The 24,950-nt window shown below is 60.1% G+C and carries 21 protein-coding genes and 2 pseudogenes; 12 read left to right on the top strand and 11 right to left on the bottom strand.

From position 1 onward, the window contains the following. Positions 1 to 10 precede the first annotated feature (10 nt). Positions 11 to 333, bottom strand: a pseudogene (locus tag ACS5Q8_RS15495) (site-specific integrase); the annotation flags it as partial. 215 nt (positions 334 to 548) lie between these two features. Here ACS5Q8_RS15495 and ACS5Q8_RS15490 point away from each other — a divergent pair. After that, complete coding sequence (locus ACS5Q8_RS15490) at positions 549 to 782, top strand: DUF4156 domain-containing protein (protein ID WP_426103129.1); 234 nt, start codon at positions 549 to 551, stop codon at positions 780 to 782. A gap of 111 nt (positions 783 to 893) precedes the next feature. Continuing rightward, positions 894 to 1,313, top strand: a complete 420-nt coding sequence (locus tag ACS5Q8_RS15485) for a hypothetical protein (RefSeq protein ID WP_276193201.1) — start codon at positions 894 to 896, stop codon at positions 1,311 to 1,313. Between the two features lie 327 nt (positions 1,314 to 1,640). Here the strand turns inward: ACS5Q8_RS15485 and ACS5Q8_RS15480 are convergent, their stop codons facing one another. Then, positions 1,641 to 2,879, bottom strand: coding sequence for an MFS transporter (locus ACS5Q8_RS15480; protein WP_465159110.1), 1,239 nt, complete (start codon positions 2,877 to 2,879; stop codon positions 1,641 to 1,643). 154 nt (positions 2,880 to 3,033) lie between these two features. On the opposite strand from ACS5Q8_RS15480, the gene ACS5Q8_RS15475 reads away from it, so the two are divergent. Further along, positions 3,034 to 3,846 carry a class I SAM-dependent methyltransferase gene (locus ACS5Q8_RS15475; protein ID WP_465159109.1) on the top strand — a complete coding sequence of 271 codons (813 nt, stop codon included), beginning with the start codon at positions 3,034 to 3,036 and terminating at the stop codon, positions 3,844 to 3,846. A 137-nt stretch (positions 3,847 to 3,983) separates the two neighbouring features. Here ACS5Q8_RS15475 and ACS5Q8_RS15470 read toward each other — a convergent pair whose 3' ends face one another. Next, entirely contained in the window at positions 3,984 to 4,370 is a 387-nt protein-coding gene (locus ACS5Q8_RS15470) for a TIGR03067 domain-containing protein (protein ID WP_276193198.1), read from the bottom strand. Positions 4,371 to 4,751: 381 nt separating this feature from the next. On the opposite strand from ACS5Q8_RS15470, the gene ACS5Q8_RS15465 reads away from it, so the two are divergent. Further along, positions 4,752 to 6,095 carry an LPS O-antigen chain length determinant protein WzzB gene (locus ACS5Q8_RS15465; protein ID WP_465159108.1) on the top strand — a complete coding sequence of 448 codons (1,344 nt, stop codon included), beginning with the start codon at positions 4,752 to 4,754 and terminating at the stop codon, positions 6,093 to 6,095. Between the two features lie 260 nt (positions 6,096 to 6,355). Then, a complete protein-coding gene (gene lpxO, locus ACS5Q8_RS15460; RefSeq protein WP_276193196.1) occupies positions 6,356 to 7,255 on the top strand; it encodes a lipid A hydroxylase LpxO in 900 nt (299 codons plus the stop codon). 18 nt (positions 7,256 to 7,273) lie between these two features. Here the strand turns inward: lpxO and ACS5Q8_RS15455 are convergent, their stop codons facing one another. Both ACS5Q8_RS15455 and ACS5Q8_RS15450 read right to left on the bottom strand, forming a co-directional pair. After that, the gene (locus ACS5Q8_RS15455; protein ID WP_426099893.1) at positions 7,274 to 7,447 is read right to left on the bottom strand and encodes a hypothetical protein; all 174 of its coding nucleotides are present in this window, start codon (positions 7,445 to 7,447) and stop codon (positions 7,274 to 7,276) included. 25 nt (positions 7,448 to 7,472) lie between these two features. Continuing rightward, positions 7,473 to 7,958, bottom strand: a pseudogene (locus ACS5Q8_RS15450) (DNA polymerase ligase N-terminal domain-containing protein); the annotation flags it as partial. A 252-nt stretch (positions 7,959 to 8,210) separates the two neighbouring features. Between ACS5Q8_RS15450 and ACS5Q8_RS15445 the strand changes: the two are divergent. Both ACS5Q8_RS15445 and ACS5Q8_RS15440 read left to right on the top strand, forming a co-directional pair. Then, the gene (locus tag ACS5Q8_RS15445) at positions 8,211 to 8,528 is read left to right on the top strand and encodes a hypothetical protein (protein ID WP_426099892.1); all 318 of its coding nucleotides are present in this window, start codon (positions 8,211 to 8,213) and stop codon (positions 8,526 to 8,528) included. Between the two features lie 22 nt (positions 8,529 to 8,550). Further along, positions 8,551 to 9,708 (top strand): PQQ-dependent sugar dehydrogenase, encoded by a 1,158-nt coding sequence (locus tag ACS5Q8_RS15440; protein ID WP_443694191.1) that lies wholly within the window; start codon positions 8,551 to 8,553, stop codon positions 9,706 to 9,708. A gap of 36 nt (positions 9,709 to 9,744) precedes the next feature. Here the strand turns inward: ACS5Q8_RS15440 and ACS5Q8_RS15435 are convergent, their stop codons facing one another. Beyond that, positions 9,745 to 10,224: a nuclear transport factor 2 family protein gene (locus tag ACS5Q8_RS15435; RefSeq protein WP_443694190.1), complete on the bottom strand. Its 480-nt coding sequence runs from the start codon at positions 10,222 to 10,224 to the stop codon at positions 9,745 to 9,747. A gap of 53 nt (positions 10,225 to 10,277) precedes the next feature. Continuing rightward, the gene (locus ACS5Q8_RS15430; protein WP_465159107.1) at positions 10,278 to 10,841 is read right to left on the bottom strand and encodes a TetR/AcrR family transcriptional regulator; all 564 of its coding nucleotides are present in this window, start codon (positions 10,839 to 10,841) and stop codon (positions 10,278 to 10,280) included. A 124-nt stretch (positions 10,842 to 10,965) separates the two neighbouring features. On the opposite strand from ACS5Q8_RS15430, the gene pssA reads away from it, so the two are divergent. Both pssA and ACS5Q8_RS15420 read left to right on the top strand, forming a co-directional pair. Next, the gene (pssA, locus tag ACS5Q8_RS15425) at positions 10,966 to 12,309 is read left to right on the top strand and encodes a CDP-diacylglycerol--serine O-phosphatidyltransferase (RefSeq protein ID WP_426099888.1); all 1,344 of its coding nucleotides are present in this window, start codon (positions 10,966 to 10,968) and stop codon (positions 12,307 to 12,309) included. A 246-nt stretch (positions 12,310 to 12,555) separates the two neighbouring features. After that, entirely contained in the window at positions 12,556 to 15,906 is a 3,351-nt protein-coding gene (locus tag ACS5Q8_RS15420) for a hypothetical protein (protein WP_465159106.1), read from the top strand. Here ACS5Q8_RS15420 and efeO (ACS5Q8_RS15415) read toward each other — a convergent pair. Genes efeO (ACS5Q8_RS15415) through efeU form a run of 4 tightly spaced genes read right to left on the bottom strand, consistent with a single transcriptional unit; the run spans position 15,903 to position 20,114 of the window. Further along, entirely contained in the window at positions 15,903 to 16,721 is an 819-nt protein-coding gene (gene efeO / locus ACS5Q8_RS15415; protein ID WP_276193186.1) for an iron uptake system protein EfeO, read from the bottom strand. The two genes, ACS5Q8_RS15420 and efeO (ACS5Q8_RS15415), sit on opposite strands and share 4 nt — an antisense overlap. Positions 16,722 to 16,736: 15 nt before the next feature. After that, the gene (efeB, locus tag ACS5Q8_RS15410; RefSeq protein WP_426099885.1) at positions 16,737 to 18,041 is read right to left on the bottom strand and encodes an iron uptake transporter deferrochelatase/peroxidase subunit; all 1,305 of its coding nucleotides are present in this window, start codon (positions 18,039 to 18,041) and stop codon (positions 16,737 to 16,739) included. A gap of 14 nt (positions 18,042 to 18,055) precedes the next feature. Beyond that, a complete protein-coding gene (gene efeO / locus ACS5Q8_RS15405) occupies positions 18,056 to 19,258 on the bottom strand; it encodes an iron uptake system protein EfeO (protein ID WP_426099884.1) in 1,203 nt (400 codons plus the stop codon). A 10-nt stretch (positions 19,259 to 19,268) separates the two neighbouring features. Beyond that, on the bottom strand, positions 19,269 to 20,114 hold the full coding sequence (efeU, locus tag ACS5Q8_RS15400; protein ID WP_465159105.1) for an iron uptake transporter permease EfeU: 846 nt from the start codon (positions 20,112 to 20,114) through the stop codon (positions 19,269 to 19,271). Positions 20,115 to 20,281: 167 nt separating this feature from the next. On the opposite strand from efeU, the gene ACS5Q8_RS15395 reads away from it, so the two are divergent. From ACS5Q8_RS15395 to ACS5Q8_RS15385, 3 genes are all read left to right on the top strand, one after another. Beyond that, positions 20,282 to 21,325 carry an AraC family transcriptional regulator gene (locus ACS5Q8_RS15395; protein ID WP_443694186.1) on the top strand — a complete coding sequence of 348 codons (1,044 nt, stop codon included), beginning with the start codon at positions 20,282 to 20,284 and terminating at the stop codon, positions 21,323 to 21,325. Between the two features lie 534 nt (positions 21,326 to 21,859). Beyond that, positions 21,860 to 23,602 (top strand): ABC transporter permease, encoded by a 1,743-nt coding sequence (locus ACS5Q8_RS15390; protein WP_276193181.1) that lies wholly within the window; start codon positions 21,860 to 21,862, stop codon positions 23,600 to 23,602. 15 nt (positions 23,603 to 23,617) lie between these two features. Further along, positions 23,618 to 24,940: an ABC transporter ATP-binding protein gene (locus ACS5Q8_RS15385; protein WP_465159104.1), complete on the top strand. Its 1,323-nt coding sequence runs from the start codon at positions 23,618 to 23,620 to the stop codon at positions 24,938 to 24,940. Positions 24,941 to 24,950 lie beyond the last annotated feature (10 nt).

Here is a 24,950-nt window from a genome sequence, read left to right as displayed (position 1 = left end):
TATCAATAGCTTAGGGTGCGCTTATTTGAGCTGGGACCAATTTGGGACCAATCTGGAGCTCTTCCGATTCGCTCCAGTCCGAGCTTGGGTTGATCCAGCGCGCATAAGTCGAGAGCAGCATCTGCACGCTATGGCCGAGCTGCTGGGAAATGAAGGCGGGGTTCATGCCAGACATAATGCATATTGTCGCATAGGTGTGACGACAGTTGTATGGCGGTCGACGACGGATGTTCAACGCTTTGGGTGTTGGAATCCATCGCTGCGTAGGTCGGCCGTCTGACTCACGTACTCCGAATGCGTCGACGGCGGGAAAATCAACGGCGTTTCAAGCATCGTCCGAGCACACATCCGCACGCTTCGCTTATTTGGGGGGAGGGCGCCGTGAGGGCGGGAATGGTGCCTTCGTTCGTACAGCCATTGTTTACAGATTCACAAGCAAAAACTACTTATTAATACAGTTCCTGTTCCAGCAAAATTTGATACTGCACAGGCTTAAAGCCCTAGCAGGTTATCCAAAAGGGCAGCCTCATTTTGGTAAGACAGGAACCATGTCCATGCACCTCCTGCGTATCCTCATTAGTGCCAGTTTGTCCACCGTATTGCTTGGGCTGATAGGTTGCGCACCTACGGCCATAGTGGGGCCCGCCGCCAGTACCGTGCGCTTCACTCATAACGAACCGGGTGCCGAGTGCCCGTTCTTGGGAGATGTTACGGGCAGTCAGGGCGACTTTCTGCGCGGCAGCATCACTGGGAACGCGAACCTGGAGCCCGTAATGATCTGAAAAATTAAGCCGTAGCGATGGGTTAGCGCCAGAACAGCGAAACGCCACATTCAAGTATTCAGCGGAGTGGCCGATATACTTGTATCTCTACACTATGATCGGGTGTGTAACATGATTGTTAATATTAACAGCTCATCCTCGGTACCAATGGCTCAAGCGGCTAGCATCAGCGGCGACAGCACCAAGCCTGCCGCTTCAAGCAGCACGGCCGCTAGCTCCTCAGCGAACGCTAAAACCACAGCGGGCGCTGGTGGGCAGTCTGCCTCGGGCACCCAGCAATCCGATACCGTAAAAGAGCTGAAGAAACAAATTCAGAAGCTACAGAAGCAACTTCAACAGCAGCAGCAAGCTTTGCAGAAGGTACAGTCCAGCAACCAAAGTGCTGAAGCCAAAGCCGCTTCTGCAGCATCGGCGCAATCGCAGATTGCGGCCACTTCGGCTGCGTTGCAGACAGCGACCGCTGCTTTGCTGCAGGCCGTAACCGCTGAAGGTGGCCAAAGCTCCGGATCGGTGGTCAACACTACTGCTTGAGGGTAAGCGCAACACTCATTGCTGATTCAAAAAGGCACGCACTTATGCGCGAGCAGCTCTGTAGTTGCGCTCCCCGGTTGTGTGTGCGTGAAAACGTCCTTCACGGAAACATTGCCGGCGCGATAAGAGGTTCAGCCAGCGCTTGGCACCCTCTTCGTAAGCGCCCGCACACCGTTGGCCGTCTGATGCCGTGGCGAATGGCGACGCTCGATAGCGTCGTCGCGCTCGGTTGCAGGCGTTCCGGAACAACCTGGGCCTTGAAGGGTTTTGGATGAGAACTTCGTTGCTCCATACCTGCGGTAGAGCAGAGTTGAGAGCGCAAATGCCTCAGGCGACACGGGTGTGGCACGCGAAAGATGGTTTCTCCAACGTCTCCGGCATGGCCAGCCATAACAGCGCCAATGCCAGCGTCGCGACGCAGGCGAGGGTCAGGAAGGCGGCGTTGTAACCGGCCTGTTGCACCACAAAGCCGGCCAGGCTGCTGCTCAGTGCCGCACCCAGGCCAAACACTGTGGACAGCGCGCCCAGGCTGACGTTGAAGCGCCCGGTGCCCTGAGTCAGGTCCTTGACGATCACCGGGAACAGCGCGCCGAAAATGCCGGCGCCGATGCCGTCGAGCATCTGCACTGCCACCAGCCAATAAGGGTCGCTGGACACCGTATAGAGCACGCCGCGCAGTGGCAGAATCATGAAGCCGGCCAGCAGCAACGGCTTGCGCCCCCACACGTCCGCCTTGGCCCCCACCAGCCAGGCCATCGGCACCATCACCAATTGTGCGGCGACGATGCAGGCCGAGGTCAGCGGCGTGGCCATTTGCAGGTCGATCTGTGAAAGCTTCTGACTGACCAGCGGCAGCATTGCCGCATTGGCCAGGTGAAACAGCGCGCAACAGATGGCGAACATCAGCAGCGGGCGGTTAGCCAGTAGCGCCTTCAGCCCGGAAGGCTGCTCATGGTCGCTGTGGTGGGCGGGGTCGAAGCCGCGGGCGACTTCATGGTCGATGGTCGCCGCCGATACGCAGCAGACCGCGACGATACTGGCGAGCGCCATAAACGCCATCAGGTAAAACACCACCACCGGCCCGAATAGATAAGCCAGCCCGCCCGCCAACAGGGCGGCCACGGCATTGCCGGCGTGGTTGAACGTTTCGTTGCGTCCGGTACGGCGAGTGAAGGCGCGCGGCCCGGTGATGCCTAGGGAGATCGCCGAAATCGCTGGGGCGAACACGGAAGCGGCGACGGCGCTGGCCGCCTGGGTCAGCGCCACCCAACCGAATGTGCTGACGTAGGGCAGTACCAGGCAACTGGCGGTCACCAGTAACGCGGCAACCGCGATCACTGCACGTTTACGGCGTGTTCGATCGATCAGCGCGCCCGCCGGGCCTTGGGCCAACAGGGCCGCGATGCCTGCCAGGGTCATGACCACGCCGATGCTGGCTGGGTCCCATTTATGTACCGCCAACAAGTAAATCGCCAGGTAAGGGCCGAGGCCATCGCGGACATCCGCCAGAAAGAAATTCAGGCTATCCAGGGACAAAGTGGTACGCAGGTCAGAATGATGGGGCATGGTGATCTTCGCGCGCGGCGTGTTTAGGGACTGAACATTCGATGGGGTAATGACCTACGGGCCTCGAAATAAGTTCGCCCCCTCCGAGGGTTTCATCTGACAGGCAATTGGCTTACTTTCCATAGCTCGCTGTAACTGACTCTCTGGAGAAGCAATGGACATGCCCTCAGCCCAGCAGGCGATTGCCAGCAACAAGCACGCCTGGGACGAATCCGCCAGACTGCACAAAGACACGGATACCTGGAGGGCGCTGCTGGACTCGGTCGCCGAGCCGGGTTTTTCGTGTCTGGATCGGACCCTCACCGCCTTGCTGCAAGACGTCGGTGTTGCCGGCAAGGATGTGGTGCAACTGTGCTGTAACAACGGGCGCGAAAGCTTGTCGTTATTCGGCCTGGGCGCACGCGCGGTAGTGGGCGTGGATCAATCCAGCGCCTTTCTCCAGCAGGCCCAGGAACTGGCCGTGCGTTCACCCCACAGCCCGGAGTTCATCGAAACCGATATCCACCATCTGCCCGAGCGCCTGCATGCATGCTTCGATATCGCCCTGGTCACCATCGGTGTATTGGGCTGGATGCCGGATGTAGCGCTATTTATGCGTCAGGTCGCTACAACGCTGAAGCCCGGTGGCACCCTGGTAATGTACGAAACCCACCCGTTCCTGGAAGTGTTCGACCCACTGGCGGCCAATCCGCTGCTGCCGGCCAGTTCGTACTTCCAGCGTGAGCCTTTTGTGCTGCAAGAGTCGATCGTCTATGAAGGGCAGGGCGCTGTCGAGGGGCCGACGTCCTACTGGTTTGTACACACGCTGGGCTGCGTGGTCAGCGCAGCGATTGCGGCGGGGTTGCAGATCGGTCATCTGCAAGAGTACCCGCATTCAAATCGCGAAGAACTCTATGACCAGTACGAGGATCAGGCGGCCCAGTTGCCGCTGTGTTTTACCCTGACGGCGACCAAGCGCCTTCCCTGAACTGCCTGTCGCGCAAAAAAAAAGCCCACCGGGGGAGGCGGGCCAAGGGATTCACTGGAGTAGGTAGGCTTCACCCTATAGACCCGAAAGTGAAGGTCTTGTGAAAATCCCGTGGCAAGTTCAGATGGGCGCGGGGCTCAGGATCGACGCACGAATGTACGCATTGTCTGCCCGGGGCCGGTGCTGAATACCCACGGTCGCGGCATGCCTTCATCTGCTGCAATGAACACAAATTCGTCTCCTTCCAGGCGGTAGCTGGCCGGCAGTGCCTTGCCCGCGTCGTCACCCATGGCATCGATCCACGTGATGCTTTTGGGGTGGGTGGCGCTGTCCAGGAAGAATCGGCCGGCCAATAGCCGCTCGCCATCAATGGTGAGCACTTCAAAGTGGTCGCCGGTAATGATGGTGACTGCACCGGGCGCGCTGTGGGCGTCGGGAGGGTTGAGCACGCCGCTGTCTTCGAGCGCGATCTGCTCCCATGTGCCCTGCAGGGCGTGGTAGTCCGGGTCGGAAATGGATGTCATACAAATTCCTTTTTGTTGAGGCTTAATAGGTGATAGCGCGACCGAATGGTCAGAAAAAGCCCGGTATGCACAGGTTTATCTGTCGGAATTGTCGTGTTATCAGGCTTTTATCTCGATTTTTTCGTGCGCCAACAGCTATTTAACAAACTTTTGACTACTCTTGTGACAAGAATATTCTTACTTGATGAACGTTGGTGGCAATGATCGCTTTTGAAGGGAAACAAACTTTAATTGCGTGGGATTTTTCGTCTGGCTGAGTGGTCAGATAGGGATTGGTAGGCCTGCTCTGTGGGCTTCAGGGCGTTGTCCCTGATCCTTTACTTGATTTTCAGGTTTTTGGCGGTGATGGCCGTTTAGTATCATTTTTAAGGTGCTTTCATTTTGAATCGAACGTCCCCGCATACTGCCTCTGGCTCTTCAGATGAAATCGACCTGCTTGAACTGTTTCACTCGATTTGGCAGCAAAAAAAACGGGTAGTGGGGTGTACGGTTCTGGCAGGCGTGCTTGGAGTCGGCTATGCCTTCCTGGCGCCGCGCACATATGAGGTCAGCAGTGTCTTGCGCCCGGCGGCGATCAACGAACTGGATGCATTGAACCGTTCCGAAGTCTACAAACTGCCACCGGCCGATGCGTTGTCGAAAGTGGGCGCGCAGTTGGACTCTTATGAGGCGAGGCTGGGCTTTTTCAAATCCCATGAGCAATTGTTCACCGCGTTCCAGAAACCTGGGCAAAGCCTGGAGCATTCTTTTGAAGACTTCAACCGCAACTCGGTCAACTTGATTCTGCCGGACCCGAAGAAGGCCGACTCGTTGAGCAGTTATATCCGACTGGAGTTGCAGTATCCGGCCGATGTGGACGGTGTGGCGATTCTGAACGGCTTTGTCGACTACGCCATTGCGGCGGAGCGCGAACAGGTCGGTGCAGACCTCAAGGTGATCGTCAATAACCGCCTGAATGAACTCAAAGGCAAGATTGACGCCGCGCGCGCCAACTACGATACCGATAAGGAATCGAAGATCGCTAAGTTGTTGGAAGATGACCGCCTCAAGCGCGCCCAGTTGCAAGATGAGCTCAGTGCCCTGCGCCTGCAGATGAAAATGGAGCGTAACAACCGCCTGGCGGAATTGTCGGAAGCCATTGCCATCGCCAAGTCCATGGGGATCAAGACACCGACTACGCCGTCTTCCATGGCTGATGCTTCGCGAGGGGGCTCGAGCCAGGTGATGCGTACCGAGGTCAACAACCAGAAGATCCCGCTCTACTTCCTCGGCACCGAAGCCCTTGAAGCCGAGCGCGTTGCGCTACAACAGCGGACCAGTGACGACTTCACCAACCCTCGCGTCGCCGAGATCGGCAAGGAGTTGCAACTGCTGGAGGTCAACCGTGAGGTTGAGGTGCTGCGCAAGCGTGGGAATGAAGACATATTCCTGCAGGATGTTGAACCGCTTCGTGCCGAAGTTGCGCGCTTGCGCAACCTCAACATCGACATGAGCAACCTCAAGCTGGTCACCGTCGACCGCCGCGCCCAAGAGCCGTTGGCGCCGATCAAACCGAAAAAAGCCTTGGTGATCGCCTTGAGCCTGGTCGCGGGGTTAATCCTCGGCTTGCTCGTCGCACTGGTCCGCCATTTTGTGCTGGCCCGGCGCGAAACCTTGCCTTGTTCGACCTTGGAAGACGGGCGTTTTTCCCGTCGTGAGCGCAAGGATGACCAGCCGCTGCTGTAACGTTTAACGCGAGAGGGCTTGTCCCATGACAAGCCCGCATGTCCCCCTCCAAATACAATCAGTAGACAGCTTTTCACAATTCTTAGTTAACGTTTTGTTACAAACTGTGGCTAAATATTGGGTGATGGCTATGTGCCGGACGGTTATCCGTCGGTCGTGCCGCCTGTATTTGAATTGTGATTTCATGTGCTGCTATCCAACCTCGGCCGTTGTGGGCACGCAGGAGCAGCCGGTTTTCTTCTGACTTGTGACCAAATCCATTGAAACTTATCATTGTTGTCCTCTACGTTACCTCCATTGCGTATGTCCACCTGCGTGGCCGGGTGCGGCATAAACTGAGCCGCCAGCTTAGCGATCACTCCACGTTCCTGGCGCCCGTCAACTGTTTTCTCTACCTGTTCTCCAAGCTGCGCAGCCGACCGTATCTCTCACCCAGCGACTTCCCAGACCTGAGTCCACTGCAGGAGCATTGGGAAGAAATTCGCGAGGAAGCCCGGAATCTGATGCAGGCGGGCGCGATCAAGCGTTCGGACCGATACGACGACGTGGGTTTCAACTCGTTCTTCAAGTCTGGCTGGAAGCGCTTTTATCTGAAATGGTACGGCGACAGCCACCCCTCGGCGATGAAGCTGTGCCCGCGCACCACCGAGTTGCTGCAGAGCATTGGCTCGGTCAAGGCCGCGATGTTCGCGGAGCTGCCACCGGGCTCCAAGCTGGTGCGCCACCGTGACCCTTACGCCGGCTCCTATCGCTACCACCTGGGCCTGGACACCCCCAACGATCCGGGGTGCTACATCAATGTGGATGGCGAGAACTACTCCTGGCGTGATGGCGAGCCGGTGATGTTCGACGAGACCTATATCCACTACGCGGAAAACGCCACCCAGAAAAACCGCATCATTCTGTTCTGTGACGTCGAGCGGCCGATGAAGTACCGCTGGGCGGCCGCGTTCAATCGCTGGTTCAGCCGCACTGTCGTGGCGGCTGCAGGCTCGCCCAACGACGCAGGCGACAAGACCGGCGGCCTGAACCGTGCGTTTACCCGCTTGTACAAAATCCGCCTGCGCGGCAAGGAACTCAAGAAGCGCAATCGCACACGCTACTACCTGGAAAAGTGGGCGATCTTCGCGGTGTTTGCGCTGATCTTCATCCTGATCTGAGGCTCGAAGCGGCGCGACTCACTGCGGTGGCGTCGCGCCCAACGTGTCCCACATCTTCTTGCTGAGCGTCTGCCGATTGGCATAACCCGCCCACGGGTTCTCCTTCAAACCCTGCAACCGCTGTTGCAGGTTGGCGACCGTCCACTGCTGGGCGCCACGCAATCCCTTCAACTCATCGCGACTGACCGGCACCGGCACCGACACCGGCAGGCCCGGGCGTGGGCCTGGCGTTCCCCACGCAGGTACCGCTGAGCACGCTCAGGGGCTGGGCTTCGGTGATGTCGTAGTCGCTGGCCGGGCGGGCGTGCCGGTCCTTTTCCTTGATCAGCAGCCACTGTTCCTTGTCGCCGTTGCCTTTGAGGTGGGTGCGTACCAGGGCCCAGTCGCCTGAGAGCTTTTCGCCGACGAGGGTGAATTCCAGTTTGCCGGCGGCGTAGGTGGTGTGTGGGTCGTCGTGGGGTTGCCAAATGCCGCGGTCCCAGACGATCACATCGCCGGCGCCGTATTGGCCGGCCGGAATGCGGCCTTCGAAACTGCCGTAGCTCAAGGGGTGGTCTTCGACCTGCACCGCGAGGCGTTTCTGGCTGGGGTCGAGGCTGGGACCCTTGGGCACGGCCCAGCTCTTGAGTACGCCATCGAGTTCCAGGCGAAAATCGTAGTGCAGATTGCGCGCGTCGTGCTTCTGGACCACGAACGTCAGCGCAGGCTTGCGCGCTTCGCTGGATTCCACGTCTTCGATCTTGCCTGCTTTGGCCTTCTTCATAACCAGAACCATGATGTTGTCTTGAGTAAAGGCTGTGTTCCGTTGACTCGCAGGGCTCGGCGAAAGTTTCGGCGGGCGGATACCCAGACAGAACCAGTTACATCTGATGAGAAACTATTTAGTTACCAAAGCCGAACCCAAAGCGTAGCGTGGTATCGAAAGCACGTATTCCTCGTCCTAAGAGGCTTTGTCATGAACACCCGTGTGCGACATCTTGCAGCGTTGGCGCTAGGCCTGGTGCTTTGCGCCAGTGTCCAGGCGCAAAACCTGCCCGGCAGCAATGACGCCAACAATAGCCCGATCCACCGCGCCAATCCCAACAGTATGCAGGGCACCCAGCCCAATGCGCCGGCGGTTCGCGGCATCCAGACCGGGCCGGCCACGCGCACGCCGACCCTGGAAAACGGCGGCATCGGCAATCGCTATCCGCAACGCGAGGCCGCGCCCAGCCGCCCCGCGACCGAAACCAAAGCCCCCACGGTTGACGCCAACGGCAATCGCCGGCCTTGAGTGCCGGTAAGGACCCCGTCTTATGTTTCTACGCAAAACCATGCTCGCCGCTTGTTGCGCAAGCACCTTATTGCCGCTGACGACGGTGTATGCCGCCCAGGCCCAGCAATTTCCCAGTGAACAAGGCAGCATCAGCGCCACGCCGATCGCCATAGGCCTGGATCACCCATGGGCTGTGGCGTTTTTGCCGGACAAACAAGGCTTTCTCGTCACCGAGCGTCCCGGCCACCTGCGGGTCGTCAGCCCGGACGGCAAGTTGTCTGCACCGCTGACCGGTGTGCCGCAGGTCTGGGCCAAGGGCCAGGGCGGATTGCTCGATGTGGCGCTGTCGCCGGACTTCAAGCAGGACCGCCTGGTGTACCTGTCGTATGCCGAAGGTGGCGGTGAGGGCGGCATGGCTGGCACCGCGGTTGGCCGCGGGCGGTTGGCGGATGACCTGAGCGGTTTGCACGATTTCAAGGTGATCCTGCGCCAGGAGCCCAAGCTCTCCACCGGCAATCACTTCGGCTCGCGCCTGGCCTTTGACCGTGACGGCTATCTGTTTGTCAGCCTGGGTGAAAACAACGACCGGCCCACCGCCCAGGACCTGGACAAGCTGCAAGGCAAGGTGGTGCGGATCTACCCGGACGGCCGCGTGCCGGATGACAACCCCTTTGTCGGCCAACCGGGCGTGCGCCCCGAAATCTGGTCCTACGGCCAGCGCAACCCGCAGGGCCTGGCGCTGAATCCGTGGAGCGGTACGCTCTGGGAAAACGAGCACGGGCCGCGTGGCGGCGATGAAATCAACCTCATCGAGCGCGGCAAAAACTACGGCTGGCCCTTGGCGACCCACGGTATCAATTATTCGCTGACGCCGATCCCCGAGGCCAAGGGCAAGGCGGTTGAAGGCACTGTGGCGCCACACCACGTGTGGGAGAAATCCCCGGCAATCAGTGGCATGGCGTTCTACGATGCAGACCGCTTCAAGGCGTGGCAGCACAATCTGTTCATTGGCGCACTGGCGAGCCAGGAGCTGATTCGCCTGCAGTTCGATGGCGACAAGGCGATCCATGAAGAACGCTTGCTGGGCGGCTTGAATGCGCGGATTCGCGACGTGCGGCAGGGGCCGGATGGCTTTTTGTATGTGTTGACCGATGAGGATGATGGGGTGTTGTATCGAGTGGGCTTGAACCAGGATTGAGCAATAAGCCGCAAGCTTCACGCTTGCGGCTACAGGTTAGAGTCCCAACTCCGACAGCCCCGGATGATCATCCGGGCGCCGCCCCAGCGGCCAGTGGAACTTGCGCTCGCTGGCCTTGATCGGCATGTCGTTAATGCAGGCAAAGCGGTTGGCCATCAAGCCGTGCTCGTCGAACTCCCAGTTTTCATTGCCGTAGGAACGGAACCAGTTGCCGGAGTCGTCGTGCCATTCGTAGGCATAGCGCACCGCGATGCGGTTATCGCTGAACGCCCACAACTCCTTGATCAACCGGTAATCCAGTTCCTTGGCCCATTTGCGGCTGAGGAAGTCTTTGGCTTGTTCACGGCTGTAGGCAAATTCGGCGCGGTTACGCCACTTCGTGTCCAGCGTATAAGCCAGGGACACCCGTTGCGGGTCGCGGGAGTTCCAGCCATCTTCGGCCAGGCGGACTTTTTCGATGGCCGACTCGCGGGTAAACGGCGGCAGGGGCGGGCGTGTTTCTGCAGGGGATGGCATTGGGCAGTTCCTTAAAACAATAAGGGTTGATCGAAAGTGCGAGGCCTGTGGGTTTAAAGTCCCAATACCGTTCGTGCCATGCATTGCGCCGTATCCGCCGCGGTTGCATCGCCCGTCACCAGGGCCACGGTAATCGCGCCATCGATCAGGATCAGCAGTTGCGCGGCCTGCTGTTGCGGGTCGGGCGTGCCATGGGCTTGACACAGTTTGAGCAGGTACTCGAAGAGTGTGTGTTTATGCGCCTTCGCCAGCAGGCGTACCGGGTTTTGCGGGTCGCCGGTTTCGCCGCTGGTATTGATGAACGCGCAGCCGCGAAAGTCCGCCGAACCGAACCAGGCCTTGAGCGCGCTGAACAGTGCGAGCAGGCGCTCGCCGCTGTCTTCACTGCGTTCCACCTCGGTGCGCAGCCAGTGCATCCAGCGCGCGTCGCGACGTTGCAAGGCGGCGATGACCAGTTCGTCTTTATTGGCGAAATAGCGGTAGATGCTTTTTCTCGAGACACCGGCGGTTTTCACCAGAAGGTCCATGCCGGTGGCGGCGATGCCATGGCGATAGATCAACTTCTCGGTAACGTCGAGAATGATGTCGCGGGTTTCATTGTGATTTATATCGTTCATGCCGAGAACAGTAGAACGATCGTTCTTCTTAGTCAATCGGTATTTTCCATGCCGCGCAACGAGACCTGAGCACCCCCATGGTGTAAGCTCTGGACCTCTTCGGATTCGACCCATTGCGAGCCTTATGCCGTCGTTCTTCAAACGTTCTCTGTTGCCCAAACTGCGCGGTTTCCCACTCTCCACCGAGGCGATTGAGGTGCTTTCCGGCGCCGCTGCGTTTCGCCGTTGCCTGCTGGAGAAAATTCCCCAGGCCACCCGGCGTATCTACATCGTCTCGTTGTACTTGCAGCAGGACGAGGCGGGGCAGGAGATCTACGACGCCTTGCACGCGGCCAAGGCGGCACGCCCGGAGCTGGACATCGTGGTGGTGGTCGATTGGCTGCGCGCTCAGCGCGGGTTGATCGGCGCCGGCAAACAGCCGGGCAACAGCGCCTGGTACCAGGCCATGACCCAAAGCCATGCCACTGAGGTGCCGGTGTACGGCGTGCCGGTGCAGACCCGCGAACTGTTCGGCGTATTGCACCTCAAGGGCTTTGTGATCGATGACAGCGTGCTGTACAGCGGCGCCAGCCTGAACAACGTGTATTTGCACAAGTTCGACAAGTACCGCTTCGACCGTTACCACCTGATCCACAGCGCACCGCTGGCGGATTCGATGCAACACCTGGTGGAGCACGGGCTGATCGCGTCCAAGGCGGTGCATCGCCTCGACTTGCCCAACCCGCCGACCACCCGCAGCCTGCGCAATGATATCGGCGACCTGCGCAGTCGCCTCAAGCACGCTGCCTACGACACCACGACCGGCCTGTTGCCCAACGGCCACCTGTCGGTCAGCCCCTTGCTCGGTGTCGGTAAGAACAACCCCTTGAGCCGGGTGATCCTCGAACTGATCGCCAGCGCCCAGCACCAACTGACCATTTGCACGCCGTACTTCAACCTGCCGCTGCCGGTGACCCGGGAAATCAACCGCGCCCTGGCGCGCGGGGTGAAGATCGACATCATCGTCGGCGACAAGACGGCCAACGACTTCTACATCCCGCCGAGCGAGCCGTTCAAGGTGATTGCGGCCCTGCCGTACCTTTACGAAATCAGCCTGCGCCGCTTCGCCAAGCGCCATCAGCCGATGATCGACAGCGGCCAGTTGAACCTGCATCTGTGGCATGACGGCGACAACACCTACCACCTCAAAGGCATGTGGGTCGACCAGCGTTATACGTTGCTGACCGGCAACAACCTCAACCCGCGCGCGTTCCGTCTTGATCTGGAAAACGCCTTGTTGATCGATGATCCCAAGAGCGAGTGGCTGGAGCCACGACGGACCGAGCTGGCGCAGATTTTCCAGCACACCACGCGCATCGACGGTTATCAGCAGTTACAGACCCTGGTGGATTACCCGCAAGCGGTCGGCAAATTCCTGCGTCGCGTCAGCCGGGTGCGGATTGAGCGGTTGCTGTATCGCATTCTGTAACACGGGGATCGCGCAACGAACTCTCTTGCTGCCTTCAAAGCCTTGAGAGTTCGCCTACACGCAACTGTGACCCAGGCGGGTATGTTTTCTCTCGACAGTTCTTAAGGACAAGAACTCTTGCCATTCACTGGTAGAGAGGAACTAGAAATGTCACCCGTCTCCCCAATTCTTCATGCCCATCCCTCAAATGTGCCGTCGCTGACTGTCGCGCCAGCGCCGATTAGCGGCCCTGTCCCCGAGACTATTGTGCGCACCCGACGCGCGGCGGCGCCCGATCTACCGGCCATTACGGGCCCACAATGGACCTTGCCGCCGGCGCCGGTAACGTCGGCGGATGCCGATCGTCAGTTACACACCGCGTTGATTTCCTCGGCCTTGCGTCAGTTGCCGGACTCGACCGTCCCGATTCCCCATGGCGCCACGATTTATGCAGGTTTCGATGCCCTGCGCAGTGCCTTCAATACTGCCCAAATGCGGGCCTGGATCACCAGCAAAGGGCTGAGCCTTGATACCGTCGTGGTGAAACCGGACTCGATCAGTGGTTGGGTCGTCGATAACGGCGTAGCGACACAAAAGACCTTCACGTTGAGCGACACGTCCGGCTGGTGGCAGGTCAGCGCCAGGTTGCGCGCTGCGGCAGCCGCCTTGGATGTGACCGGCAACGGGCTCGCGTATGTGCATCCAGAGAGCGAAGGCTTGTCGCGCAACACGGTCTTGCACGGGTACGACGTCACCCCGCCGAACACTGCCGATGAACTGGGGGCGGTGCGCCATTCGCTTTCGACAGCGGACTGGTCAGCCTTGTCGGCGCAGGTAAAAGGGCGTCTGGAACAACGCACCCTGACCGCCAGAAAAGCCATCGACGTCATGGACGAACGTGTGCATCTAGCGGGCAGCTTGAGTGACCTCGTGCGTCACCTCTCCGATGAGGACGAGGTGCTGCTGTCCGGCGTGCAAACGCCGATCAGCTACACCTCGTCGCTGGCGATTGACGGCGCCGACAAGGCGGCGGTCAGCGAGGTGCTGGCGTCCCATGGGTTGCCGGTGCCGAAGACGGCGCGGGAGGTGCGCAATATCCTGCGCTGGCTCGACGCTGCGCTGCCGCCGGCGCCGGCCCTGGGCGATTACGCGCCATTGATCACGCGCCAGTGGGCTCCTGGGGTATTGTCCGACGCCGATAAACGTTTCGTGGCTGAGTTGAGCGATGACGACACTCCTGGCAATAAGCCTGCGCTGAACCTGTTGCGTGTCCTGGATATCCGCGGGGTGCTTGCGCTCAACACCGCCGGTACCTTGCGTGCCGACGCCGATCGCTTCCTTGACGAGGTCCTGAGCAGCCCCGTGGTGTTGAACTGGGGCAGGGCCGTGGCGCGTAACCGACATTTCCAGGGCGCGTCCGGCGCCGATCAACTCTCGACGCTCGAAGCCAAGCAGTGGGTGCTGGCGGCCATCATGCTGCAAATTGATCCCGACGCCCCGGGGCGCCCCGGGACGGTTGCTGGTTATGACATCTATCAACCTGCCAACAATGGCCGGACGCTGGCCTCGGTGCGCACCGATATCGAAACGCACCTGTGGAAAAAAACCGCGCTGGACCCCAAGGTCGCGCCCCTGTTAGCGCACCTGTTTCTGGCCGCTGCCGCCCCCGAGTTTCTGCTTCGGGATGTTCCATCCACGCTGCGCATGGGCTCCGCAGAATGGGCGGACTTGCGCCTGGGGGTGACCTTTGCCGAGCGTCAAGGCGGCACCGGGAGCTCGCGCGCGATGAGTTACCAGGAGGTCATGGCGCTTGCCCGGTTGGATCCGCGCAATGCGCACGAGGCGGCCGTATTGGATAACCACGGTGTCGATGTATTGCTGGACTGGGGCCTGATGCAGGGGATCTACGCCAAGACGGCAGATGGTCGCTATACAGGGCAGCACTACCAGCAAGCCCGCGAAGCCTTTCAGGCCCAGCGCGAGCAACTGCTGCAAGCCCTAATGACGTTCAAGGCACCGCTGCCGACACGCCGGGATCAGGCGACTGCAAATTTGCAGAAGGTTTTCCCGGCGCTCAGCGGCCCACAGTTGCAAGCGTTGAAGGTCCACATTGCGGACCCGGACGAGCGCCGTAACATGAAGGTGTCGGAACCCAAAACCCGTTCGCTGATCGAGACTTATATGACCGGCGATCTGGTCAGAGACCGCTGGATGTTGCTGGACGCAGACATTCCTGGCGTCGTTGGCGGCGCAAGAACGCCCTTTTCAAACGCACGCCCCAGCCGCGCCGAACAAGCCGCCATCGTAAAAAACGTGCGCGCCTTGAATGCCAAGATCAACCGCTTGCCGAGTCTGCCGGGGCAAGTGGCGAGTGAAGTCGACACCTACCTGGGGAAGCTCAAGCAAGGGTTGGGCACCACCACCAAAAGGATGCTTGCGAACTTGCCCCTGGCTGATCGCCAGGCCCTGGAATATGGCACCGTCGAGCTGTTTGCCCTGCGCGAACACGTCGACGGGGTGCCCACGCTGGATCAGACATCTGCGCAAATCGAAGAGCGCCGAGGGCGCAAAGGCACGCTGATCCGCTGTGACTACAACGGGGTGATCAGCTACTTTGAAGTGTTCCCGGCCAAGATGCTGATCGTTAAGCGTGAGGATTTGCCCGACCAACTGACGCTGGGTGGCACCCTCCAGGAGACGCAGCGAACCTATGGGCGTTGGGCGCCCTCGACGGTTCGGTTGCAAAATGGCGCAGTGGAACCGTTCGATTTCACCGCCTACACCTGCGACGCCTTGCCCCGGTCGGGCGTGTCGTCCCCCGGCATCATTATCGACCGGTTGGGTGACACCTTGCCGGCCGCCCCTGCGTCCGCAGATGGCAGCGTCCAGGCGGCGGTCCCGAACAGCTTTGCGTCGCCGCGCAGCCAAGCGATTGTCGACCGGATCATGCAGGGCAATTTCATTCATCACCGCGACAGTGTGCTCAAGTATGCCCAGGGCCAATTGCCCCTTGAGCAACAGCGGGAAGTGTCGCAACGCAACGACAGCATTTTGCTGAGTATGATTCCGTTTGTCGGGGCCGTCGTGGACCTGGCCAAGGGCAATATCATCGAGGGCACGCGGGGGTTGTTGATCGATACTGTCGGCGCGTTTCTAGGCGGCGCAGGGGCGTCGGTGCGCGCGTTGGTCAAATCCACAAAGGCGGTTGCGCCCTTTGGCGCCAAGGCTTTTCGCGTGGCGGAAAAGGGGGTGACCGTGGTCAGCGCGTTTTTGAATCCGATCGATGGCGCTGCCGATCTGCTGGTCAATGGTGCAAAAGGCGTGCTCGCCTTGCCCCATGTGTTGAGCCACGCGCCGAATGTCTCGGCGTTCGCGAACATGCTTGTGGCGCAGGAAAAGCTCCGCGCCTTCTTTGGCGTGCGAGCGGCGTTGGATCGTTCCACGGCGACCCCCAATGGCTCGCCGCAGGCCACAGCTCATCAAGGGCACAATCATGGCGTGCCGGTTCGAGCGGTGCAGGCGGGCGAGCATTGGTACGCGGTCAATCCGCAGAACGGCTTGGCGGTCGGTACACCGCTGGACGGGTACCGACGGTTGGGCGAGGCCTCAATGGCTTAATTCAGGCCGAGTTTGCCGCGCAGGGTCGACAGGTCTTCGGCCAGGGTATTGACCGGGCCCACCAGGGCTTTGCGGTCGTTTTCCTTGACCTTGTCATAGGTCTGGAAGCCGCCATCCGCGGTCTTGTACTTGGCCAGGATCTTGTCCACGCTGGCGAAGTTTTTGTCGACCTTGGCCAGGAAGGCCTTGTCCTGTTTCTCGATCTGGCCGCGGAACAGATCGACGATTTTCTTCGCACCGTCGATGTTGCCCTGGAAGTCATACAGGTCAGTGTGGCTGTAGCGGTCTTCCTCGCCGGAGATCTTGGTGGCGGCGACTTCTTCGAGCAGGGCTGCGGCACCGCCCACGACTTTTTCTGGCGGGAAGGTCAGGCCGGCGACCCGGGCCTGCAGGTCTTTGACGTCTTTGTTCAGGCCGTCGGCCAGGGCGCCGAGGCCTTGGGTGGTGTTCTCGGCGAACAGGCTGTACTCGATACGGTGAAAACCGGTGAAATCATCGGCCTTCACGCCTTTTTCGTGGTCGTCGACACGCGAATCGATAGAGGCATCGAGGTCGCTGAACAGCTCGGCGATCGGCTCGATGGCCTCATAATGTACGCGGGTCGGCGCATACAGCTTCTTGGCGGTGGCCAGGTCGCCTTTTTTCACGGCGTCGGTGAACGCCTGGGTCTGGGTCGCCAGCTCAGCGATTTGTTCGGTGACGTAGATCTTGTAGTCCGACACCGGGCCTACCAGGTCCAGCGGCGCCGTGGCGGCGAAGGCAGCCAGGGGCGAGAGGGTGATTAACAACGACAGTGCGAGAGTCGACTTCTTCATGGGACGGTTTCCGCTTTAAGTGTTGGCAGGAGGTTGAACGTGCGTTGCAGCAAGTAGCGTGCGCCCGATGAAATCCTTCGGTCCCGTCGCACCCGGCAAGGTGAAGAAATACCCGCCGCCGACTGGCTTGAGGTACTCCTCCAGGGGCTCGCCGTTGAGCCGGGTTTGTACGCTGATAAAACCTTTCTCCAGGTCAGCCTGGTAGCAGATAAACAGCAGCCCCATGTCGAGCTGACCGTTTTTGTTGACGCCGTTGGAGTAGTTGAACGGCCGGCGCAGGATCAGGTTGGCCTGGGTCTGCGGGGTGCGCGGGTTGGCCAGGCGGATATGCGCATCGAGCTTGGTCAGCTTGCCTTGCGGGTCTGTGCTGTAATCGGGCACTTGGGCTTCGTGCTGGCCACCCATGGGCGCGCCGGTGGGCTTGATGCGGCCGATGATGCTTTCCTGTTCCTGCAGCGGCGTGCGGTCCCAACGCTCGACAAAATTGCGAATGATCCGCACCGCCTGGTAGCTGCCATTGGCGGCCCAGGCCGGCTCGTCGCTGCCGGGCTGCACCCAGACAATCTGGTCCATGGTCTTGGCGTCGTTGGAATTCGGGTTGGCCGAACCGTCACGAAAACCCAGGAAGTTGCGCGCACTCTGCGCGGGCTCGCCGGGGCGGGCGGGCGCCTGCGGCGGCACGCTGCCTTCCTGCTTCCAGCGCACCAGCAGCAGGTCGGGCAGGTTTTTCACGATGTCGCGCAGGGCGTGGATATTGGTGTCCGGGGTGTTGGAGCAAAATTGCAGGCTCAGGTCGCCGTGGCACTGCGCCGCTTCCAAGGCATCGTTGGGGAAGCCGAGCATGCGGATCAGGCGCTTGGGCTTGACGGCGCTGAGGCCGAAACGCTCATCGAACAGCGATTCGCCGACCGATACGGTGATGGTCAGGTTATCCGGCGTGACCACCGGGCCGAGGATGCCCGAATCGGTGGGCGGCAGTTTCGGGTCGACCTGCGGCACGCTGCCGCCCGTCATCAGGAAGCTGATCCGTTCGTTGAGGGTGCGGAACAACCGCTCCAAATCCTCGCGATCACTGGCCAGGACATCAAAGGCCACCAGCATGCCGCAGGCCGGACGCGGGGTGACGATGCCGCTCTGGTGCTTGCCGAAAAAATCGTGATGGTCCTGGGTCTTGTCGCTACGCGGTGCGGTGGTCACTTGCTCGGCGGCAGCGGCCATGGCCGGGCAGCTCAAGGTGCTGCCGGCAATCGCGGCGCCGGTGGCGGCCATGCCCAGCAGGACGCGGCGGCGTTGAAGGTCTAACGGTTGTGAATCACTCATGTGTGCGCTCGTCTTTACTGCAGGCCGGAGAGGCCAAGGGCGGGGTCGATTCCATCGAGTGCGGCGGCCAGTGCCTTGGCCTTGTCGGCGATCTGCTTGCGCTGATCGGCGGTAACACGGTCGTAGCGGCTGAACTGGCCGTCGACTTTCAAACCATTGAGCTGCGTCTCGAACGCTGCAAGGGCCGTGTCGATGGTCGGCAACAGGTCGGCGGCGGACTTGCTCAGCAGCGGACGCATCAGGTCCACGACCTTGCGCGCAGCGTCCAGGTTGGCGGCGAAACCGTTCAGGTCGATATGGCTGTAGCGTTCTTCCTCACCACTGGCGGCGCGCACGTCGGCCAGGCTGTTGAGGTTGCGCACCACAATGCTCACCAGTTGCTCCGGTGGCAGCGACTGCGCCAGCAACTGTTGCTTGAGGCTGCTGACGTCGTTCACCAGGCGCTGCGCCAGCGGGGCCAGGCCATCGAGGCTGCGTTGCTGGAACAGGCTGTATTCGAGGCGGTGGAAGCCGCTGAAGGACGGGTCCTGCTCACGCTTTTCGAAATAATCGGCACGGGCATTGATCGCGTTATCCAGTTCCGCCAGGCGTTGCGACGCTGCGGCGAGGCGCTGGTAAGCCTCGCGGGCCGGCACGTACAGCGCCTGAGCCTGGGCCAGATCACCCGCATCGATCGCTTGCTGCAAGGCGGTCACGGCCTTGACCAGTGCGTTGCCCTGGCTGCTCAGGTACACGCGAAATTCCGACAACGGACCGATAAACGCCACCATCGACGGCTTGGCCTGGGCTTGGGCGTCGGATTCCGCCGTGGGCGTCACATGCAGGGTGCCGCGCGGGTTGCTTAACAGGCCGCAGGTGATTGCATAGTCGCCCGGCAACAGCTTGGCATTGATCACCTGGCTCAGGCCCGGCGCGATGTTTTCGCGTTCTTCGAGCACCAGCACGCCGTCGAGGATTTCCCATTCCACCGCGCGGTCGGAGCGGTTGATGATGCGAAAGCTCGCGCGCCCGGCGGGAACGGTCAGCGCGTTGGGTTCGCAGGCGTGGCCATGAATGGTCACAACGATTTCATCGTGATGGGTCTGGCGCTTGGCTGCGGCCATTTGCGAGGCGTAGTAGAACAGGCCACCGGCGGCGATCATCACGACCACCGAGCCGGCCACCGCCCAACGCAAGGCGCGGGGCGGCGAGGCCGGTTGAGGAGTTGGGTTGGACAAGAGACGGTCCTTACTGGTGAGAAACGGAAGAGGGCGCGGCGACCGGCTTGGCGGGCGCTGCGGGCAGGAAGAACATCACCAGGGCCACCACCAGGTAGATCAGGTAGGCACCCAGGGCACTGACGGTCGGCGCGTCCTGATAGCCGAACATCCCGGCCAGCACCGAACCTACCGGGCCGTCCATCGGCAACGTGGCGCTGACATCGAACAGCACGGTTTGCAGGTGGTTCCACACGCCGGCTTCGTGCAGGGCCTGCACTGAATTGGCGAGGATGCCGGCGGCCACCACCAGGATGAACAGGCCGGTCCAGCGGAAAAACGCGCTGAGGTTCAGGCGCATGCTGCCGCTGTAGATCAGGAACCCGACGATGATCGCCAGCACCAGGCCGAGCAGGGCACCCAGCGGGGCGCCGGGGCCTTCACTCTGCTGGAACACCGCCAACAGGAAGAACACGGTTTCCAGGCCTTCGCGGGCCACGGCGAAAAACACCATCAGGATCAGTGCGGCGACCTGATGCCGCGAGCCGGCCAGGGCATGGTCGAGTGATTCGTGCAGTGAATGCTTGATTGACCGCGCGACCTTGCGCATCCAGAACACCATGGAACTGAGAATGCCCACGGCGACCAGGCCGACCACGCCTTCGAACAATTCCTGCTGTTTTTGCGGGAATTCGGCGCTCATCAGTTCCAGGCCGCCGCCGACCAGCAGGGCCAGGGCGGCGGCAAGGAAGACACCGATCCACACGGCGGGCATCCACTGGCCGCGGCCGGTTTGTTGCAGGTAACTGGCGATGATGCCAACGATCAATGCGGCTTCAATGCCTTCGCGCAACATAATGAGAAAGGGAACAAGCATTCGGCACCGAAGGGTCACTAGACAGGAAGCGAATTTGTAACATAATGATACTCATTGCTAAACAAGAAACATTAGCCTTTGCTGAACGACGGCTGAACGGTGGTGGCAAAGCTCAAGCGCCCTTATGATGCACGCCACCTTTTGTGCCGTTGGATTGCCCCACACCCATGTCGGAAAAAGACACCATCTCCATCCATCTGGTGCGCGAAGCGCTGTTGCAGAGCTGCGCGCCGGGGGCGGCGACCATTGAGGCGTTGAGCAAGGTGGGCATTGCTCCCGAGCTGCTGCTGCAGCCCGGCGCACGTGTCTCGGCCACGACCTACGCGCGGCTGTGGCGGTTGCTGGCGCGGCGGTTGGACGATGAGTTTTTTGGCATGGACCCGCGCCCGCTCAAGTCTGGCAGCCTGGCGTTTCTGTGTCGGGTGGCCATGGCCCAACCGACGGTGGCGGCCGGGCTGGAAACCTGCCTGGCGTTCCTGTCATTGATGTTCGAGCATTTGCCTGCCCAACTGGTGCGCCAGCAAAGCCTGGCGGAAATCGTGATGCTCGAAACCGAGCCCGATCCGCGCCGAGCGTTCAGCTATTTCACGTATTGGATGATCGTCCACGGCGTCGCCTGTTGGCTGGCGGGACGGCGTATACCGATCCTGGCCATCGAACTGCGCTGCCCACAGCCGGATTTTTGTGACGATTACCGGGTGATGTTCTCCGACAACCTGCGTTTTGACCGGCCGCGCACCCGCATGATTTTCTCCGCCGATTGCCTCGATCTGCCGATCAAGCGCAGTGCCGAAGAACTCAAGCGTTTCCTTGGCCACGCGCCGGCCAACATCCTGGTCAAATACCGCGACCCCGACAGCCTGGCCACCCGCATCAAGCACGACCTGCGCCAGATGCCGCCCGACACCTGGCCGGAAACCGACGGCCTGGCCGCCAGCCTGTGGATCTCCGCCTCGACCCTGCGCCGCCGCTTGGCGGAAGAGGGGCAAACGTATCAGGGGCTCAAGGACAGCGTGCGTAAGGAGTTGGCCATCGTCTGGCTGGCCGAGCCGCAGATCAGCTTTGCTGAAATCGCGACGCGACTGGGATTCGCCGATGCCAGTTCGTTCTACAAGGCATTTCGCAAATGGGCGGGGTCGAATCCGGGGCATTACCGTAGCCTGATTCTCAATGACGACAACCAAGAAGCATCCTCATCGAAAAGCGTCTGACAGGGGTTGGAATTCGCAGCGGAGCTTTTTTTCCAAACATCAAGCATGCCCCGCACCTGTCCACGACAGCTCAATAATTCTCAATAAATTACATAATTTTTATGAATTTGTAACATTTTGATACGTATAATTGGCCCGCGAAAAAGCGCTGCATTGGCCTCTGAGTCGATTGCAACTTCAACACGCATGCTAATGGAATGATGGCGTTTTAACGCTGCCAGCCCGAATACGAATTTCCACCCGCCCAAGGAGCGTCCTGCCATGGATCCTGCCTATTCTCGGTGGGTCACGCATAGAAAAGCCAAACGTAATATAGCCGGTGCACGGTGTTTACTCCGTAATCTGCCTTACTGAGTAAGCGGTGCGCTTCTGCTTCTGCCTTTAGCATTTGTTTGTGTGACCTCACTCCGTCGTTTTGCCCATCCTCAAGAAGGTTGATTTGACTGCCTGCCTGGCAGCCTAGGCGCTGGCGCTCAAAAATGCGTTGGCCTGTGGTCATGAGTTCCCCTCAGAACGCTGTAGGAATCACTGAACATGAATAAGGTATTCCGTCACTACATCCCGGCTACGACGCTGCGGTTGCTGCCCAACCGCTGGGATCTGGTTGCACTGCCGATGGTGATCGGCTTCTTGCTGTTTTTCTCGATAGGCGCACGGGAAACCTGGGCGCCTATCTCCTCTTTGCAGAGTGAAGTCATCTCACTCGACCCGGCCAACCTGCCCGAATATGCGATGCGCACCACGCTGCGCATGCTCGCCGCGATGGCGGCGTCCCTGGTGTTCACCCTACTTTATGGAACGCTGGCGGCCAAAAGCCGGCGAGCAGAGAAGCTGCTGGTGCCCGTACTGGACATCCTGCAATCGGTGCCCGTGCTGGGCTATATCTCGTTCACCGTGACGTTCTTCCTGCTGCTGTTTCCAGGGCGAGTGCTCGGCGCTGAATTCGCGGCCATTTTTGCGATCTTCACCAGTCAGGCCTGGAACATGACGTTTAGTTTCTACCAGTCACTGCGCATGTTGCCTCGTGACCTGGAAGAAGTGTCCAGCAACCTGCAACTGTCCGGCTGGCAAAAGTTCTGGAAGCTCGACGTGCCGTTCGCCATTCCGGGGCTGGTCTGGAACATGATGATGAGCATGTCCGGCGGTTGGTTCTTCGTTGTGGCGTCCGAAGCCATCACGGTTGGGGACAAGACCGTGATGCTGCCCGGTGTGGGTTCGTACCTGGCGATCGCCATCCAGCAGCAGGACCTGCATGCCGTGGGCTACGTGATTCTGGCGATGATCGCGGTGATCCTGATTTATGACCAGTTCATGTTCCGGCCATTGGTGGCCTGGGCCGACAAGTTCCGCATGGAAAACACCGCGTCTCAGGCGGGCTCACCGGAGTCATGGGTGCTGAAGTTGATCCAGCGCACCCGGCTGGTCCAGCGCATCTTGCGGCCCATTACCCGGATCGTCGGGCGCATCGGCAACCGTCGCTTCAGTCTGCCGCGCTCAACGCGCACCGTAATGCAATCGAGCCCCGCCACGTCCCGGATCATCGATTGGCTGTGGGGCTCGGCGATCGCCGTGCTGACCCTGTACGCGCTGTACCACATCGCCCTCTATATGAGCAGCGAAGTGACGTTCGATGAGGTCGTCCATGTGCTCAGCTTGGGCTTGATTACCCTGGCACGCGTGGTGGTGCTGATCGTGGTCGCCTCACTGATTTGGGTGCCGCTTGGCGTGCTGATCGGTTTGCGGCCGCACCTTGCGGAAAAAATCCAGCCGCTGGCCCAGTTCCTGGCTGCGTTTCCGGCGAACTTGCTGTTCCCTGTGTTTGTGATCGTAATTCTGCGTTACCAGTTGAACCCGGATGTGTGGCTGAGCCCGCTGATCGTGCTGGGGACGCAGTGGTACATCCTGTTCAACGTGATTGCCGGCGCCAGCGCGTTCCCGAACGATTTCAGGGAAGTTGCCGCCAACTTCCGCATTCGCGGCTGGCTGTGGTGGCGCAAGGTCATGCTGCCAGGGATCTTCCCGTATTACGTGACCGGGGCGATTACCGCCTCTGGCGGAGCGTGGAACGCCAGTATCGTTTCCGAATTTGTTTCATGGGGACAAGACAAGGTCGTCGCCCACGGTTTGGGTGCGTACATCGCCCAGAACACGGCGGCAGGGGACTTCCCGAAAATCACGCTGGGTGTGGTGGTTATGTCGCTCTTTGTCGTGGCCTTCAATCGCGCGGTATGGCGACCGATGTACGCCATTGCTGAAAACAAACTCCGTCTGAATTAACGGGATTCGATATTCATGAATATCTATACCGAACACACCAATGCATCGCCCGAAATCTACTCGCTCAATAACGTGAGCCGGGCGTTCGGCAAGGGCAAAGAAGAGTTGCAAGTACTCAGCAATGTTGACCTGACGCTGCGCGAAGGCGAAATCGTGGGCATGCTGGGTCGCTCCGGATCGGGCAAATCAACGTTGCTGCGCATCATTGCCGGCCTGATCCAACCTTCAGCGGGCGAGGTCAGGTACAACGGCTCATTGTTGACGGGGCCGGCCGAAGGCGTGGCCATGGTCTTTCAGACCTTTGCACTGTTTCCTTGGCTGACCGTCCTCGAAAACGTAGAAGCGGGCCTTCAGGCGTTACAGGTCGAACGCAAAGAGGCACGCAAGCGCGCGCTGGCCGCGATCGACCTGATCGGCCTCGATGGATTCGAAAACGCCTATCCCCGTGAACTGTCGGGCGGGATGCGGCAACGCGTTGGCTTTGCCCGCGCCTTGGTGGTTAACCCCACATTGTTATTGATGGACGAACCCTTCTCGGCGCTGGATGTATTAACCGCCGAAACCCTGCGAACCGACCTATTGGATCTGTGGAACGACGAGCATCTGCCGATCAAGTCCATCCTGATCGTGACGCACAACATCGAAGAAGCCGTTTTGATGTGCGACCGCATTCTGGTGTTGTCGACCAACCCAGGGCGCGTTGTGGCGGAAATCAAGGTGCCATTCGCCCATCCGCGCAACCGACTGGATCCGACCTTTCGCCAAATGGTCGATGACATCTATGCGTTGATGACCGACCGGCGCAGCGCTGACGCCAGTACCGGCAAAGGCGAGCTGAAGATGGGCAGTCCGCTGCCGGAAGTCTCCACCAACCTCATGGCCGGCCTGATCGAAACCCTCGCTGCCGAACCCTATAACGGGCATGCCGGTCTGCCAGACGTCGCTGAACGGCGCCTACTGGAAGTGGACGACCTGTTCCCGATAGCTGAGATGCTGGAACACCTTGGATTCGCTGAACTCAAGGGCGCCGACATTACCCTGACTGAGGCCGGCAAGTTATTCGCCGAGTATGGCACCCAGGAGCGCAAAACCATCTTTGCCGAGCACCTGATCAAGCACGTGCCGCTGGCCGCACGCATTCGCCAGGTACTGCAGGAACGAAACGGGCACCGCGCGCCACGGGTGCGCTTCGAGCAAGAACTGGAAGACTCACTCACCGAGGCGTTTGTGGAGAAAACATTGGAGAGCGTGATCACTTGGGGTCGATACGCTGAAATTTTCTCATATGACGACCACACCGAGACGTTCAGCCTGGACGATGTTGAAGGCAGCGTGTAGCCCTTCTTTC

This window comes from Pseudomonas sp. PAMC25584, from assembly GCF_058135675.1.
This window is presented reverse-complemented; position numbering and strand designations above follow the sequence as displayed.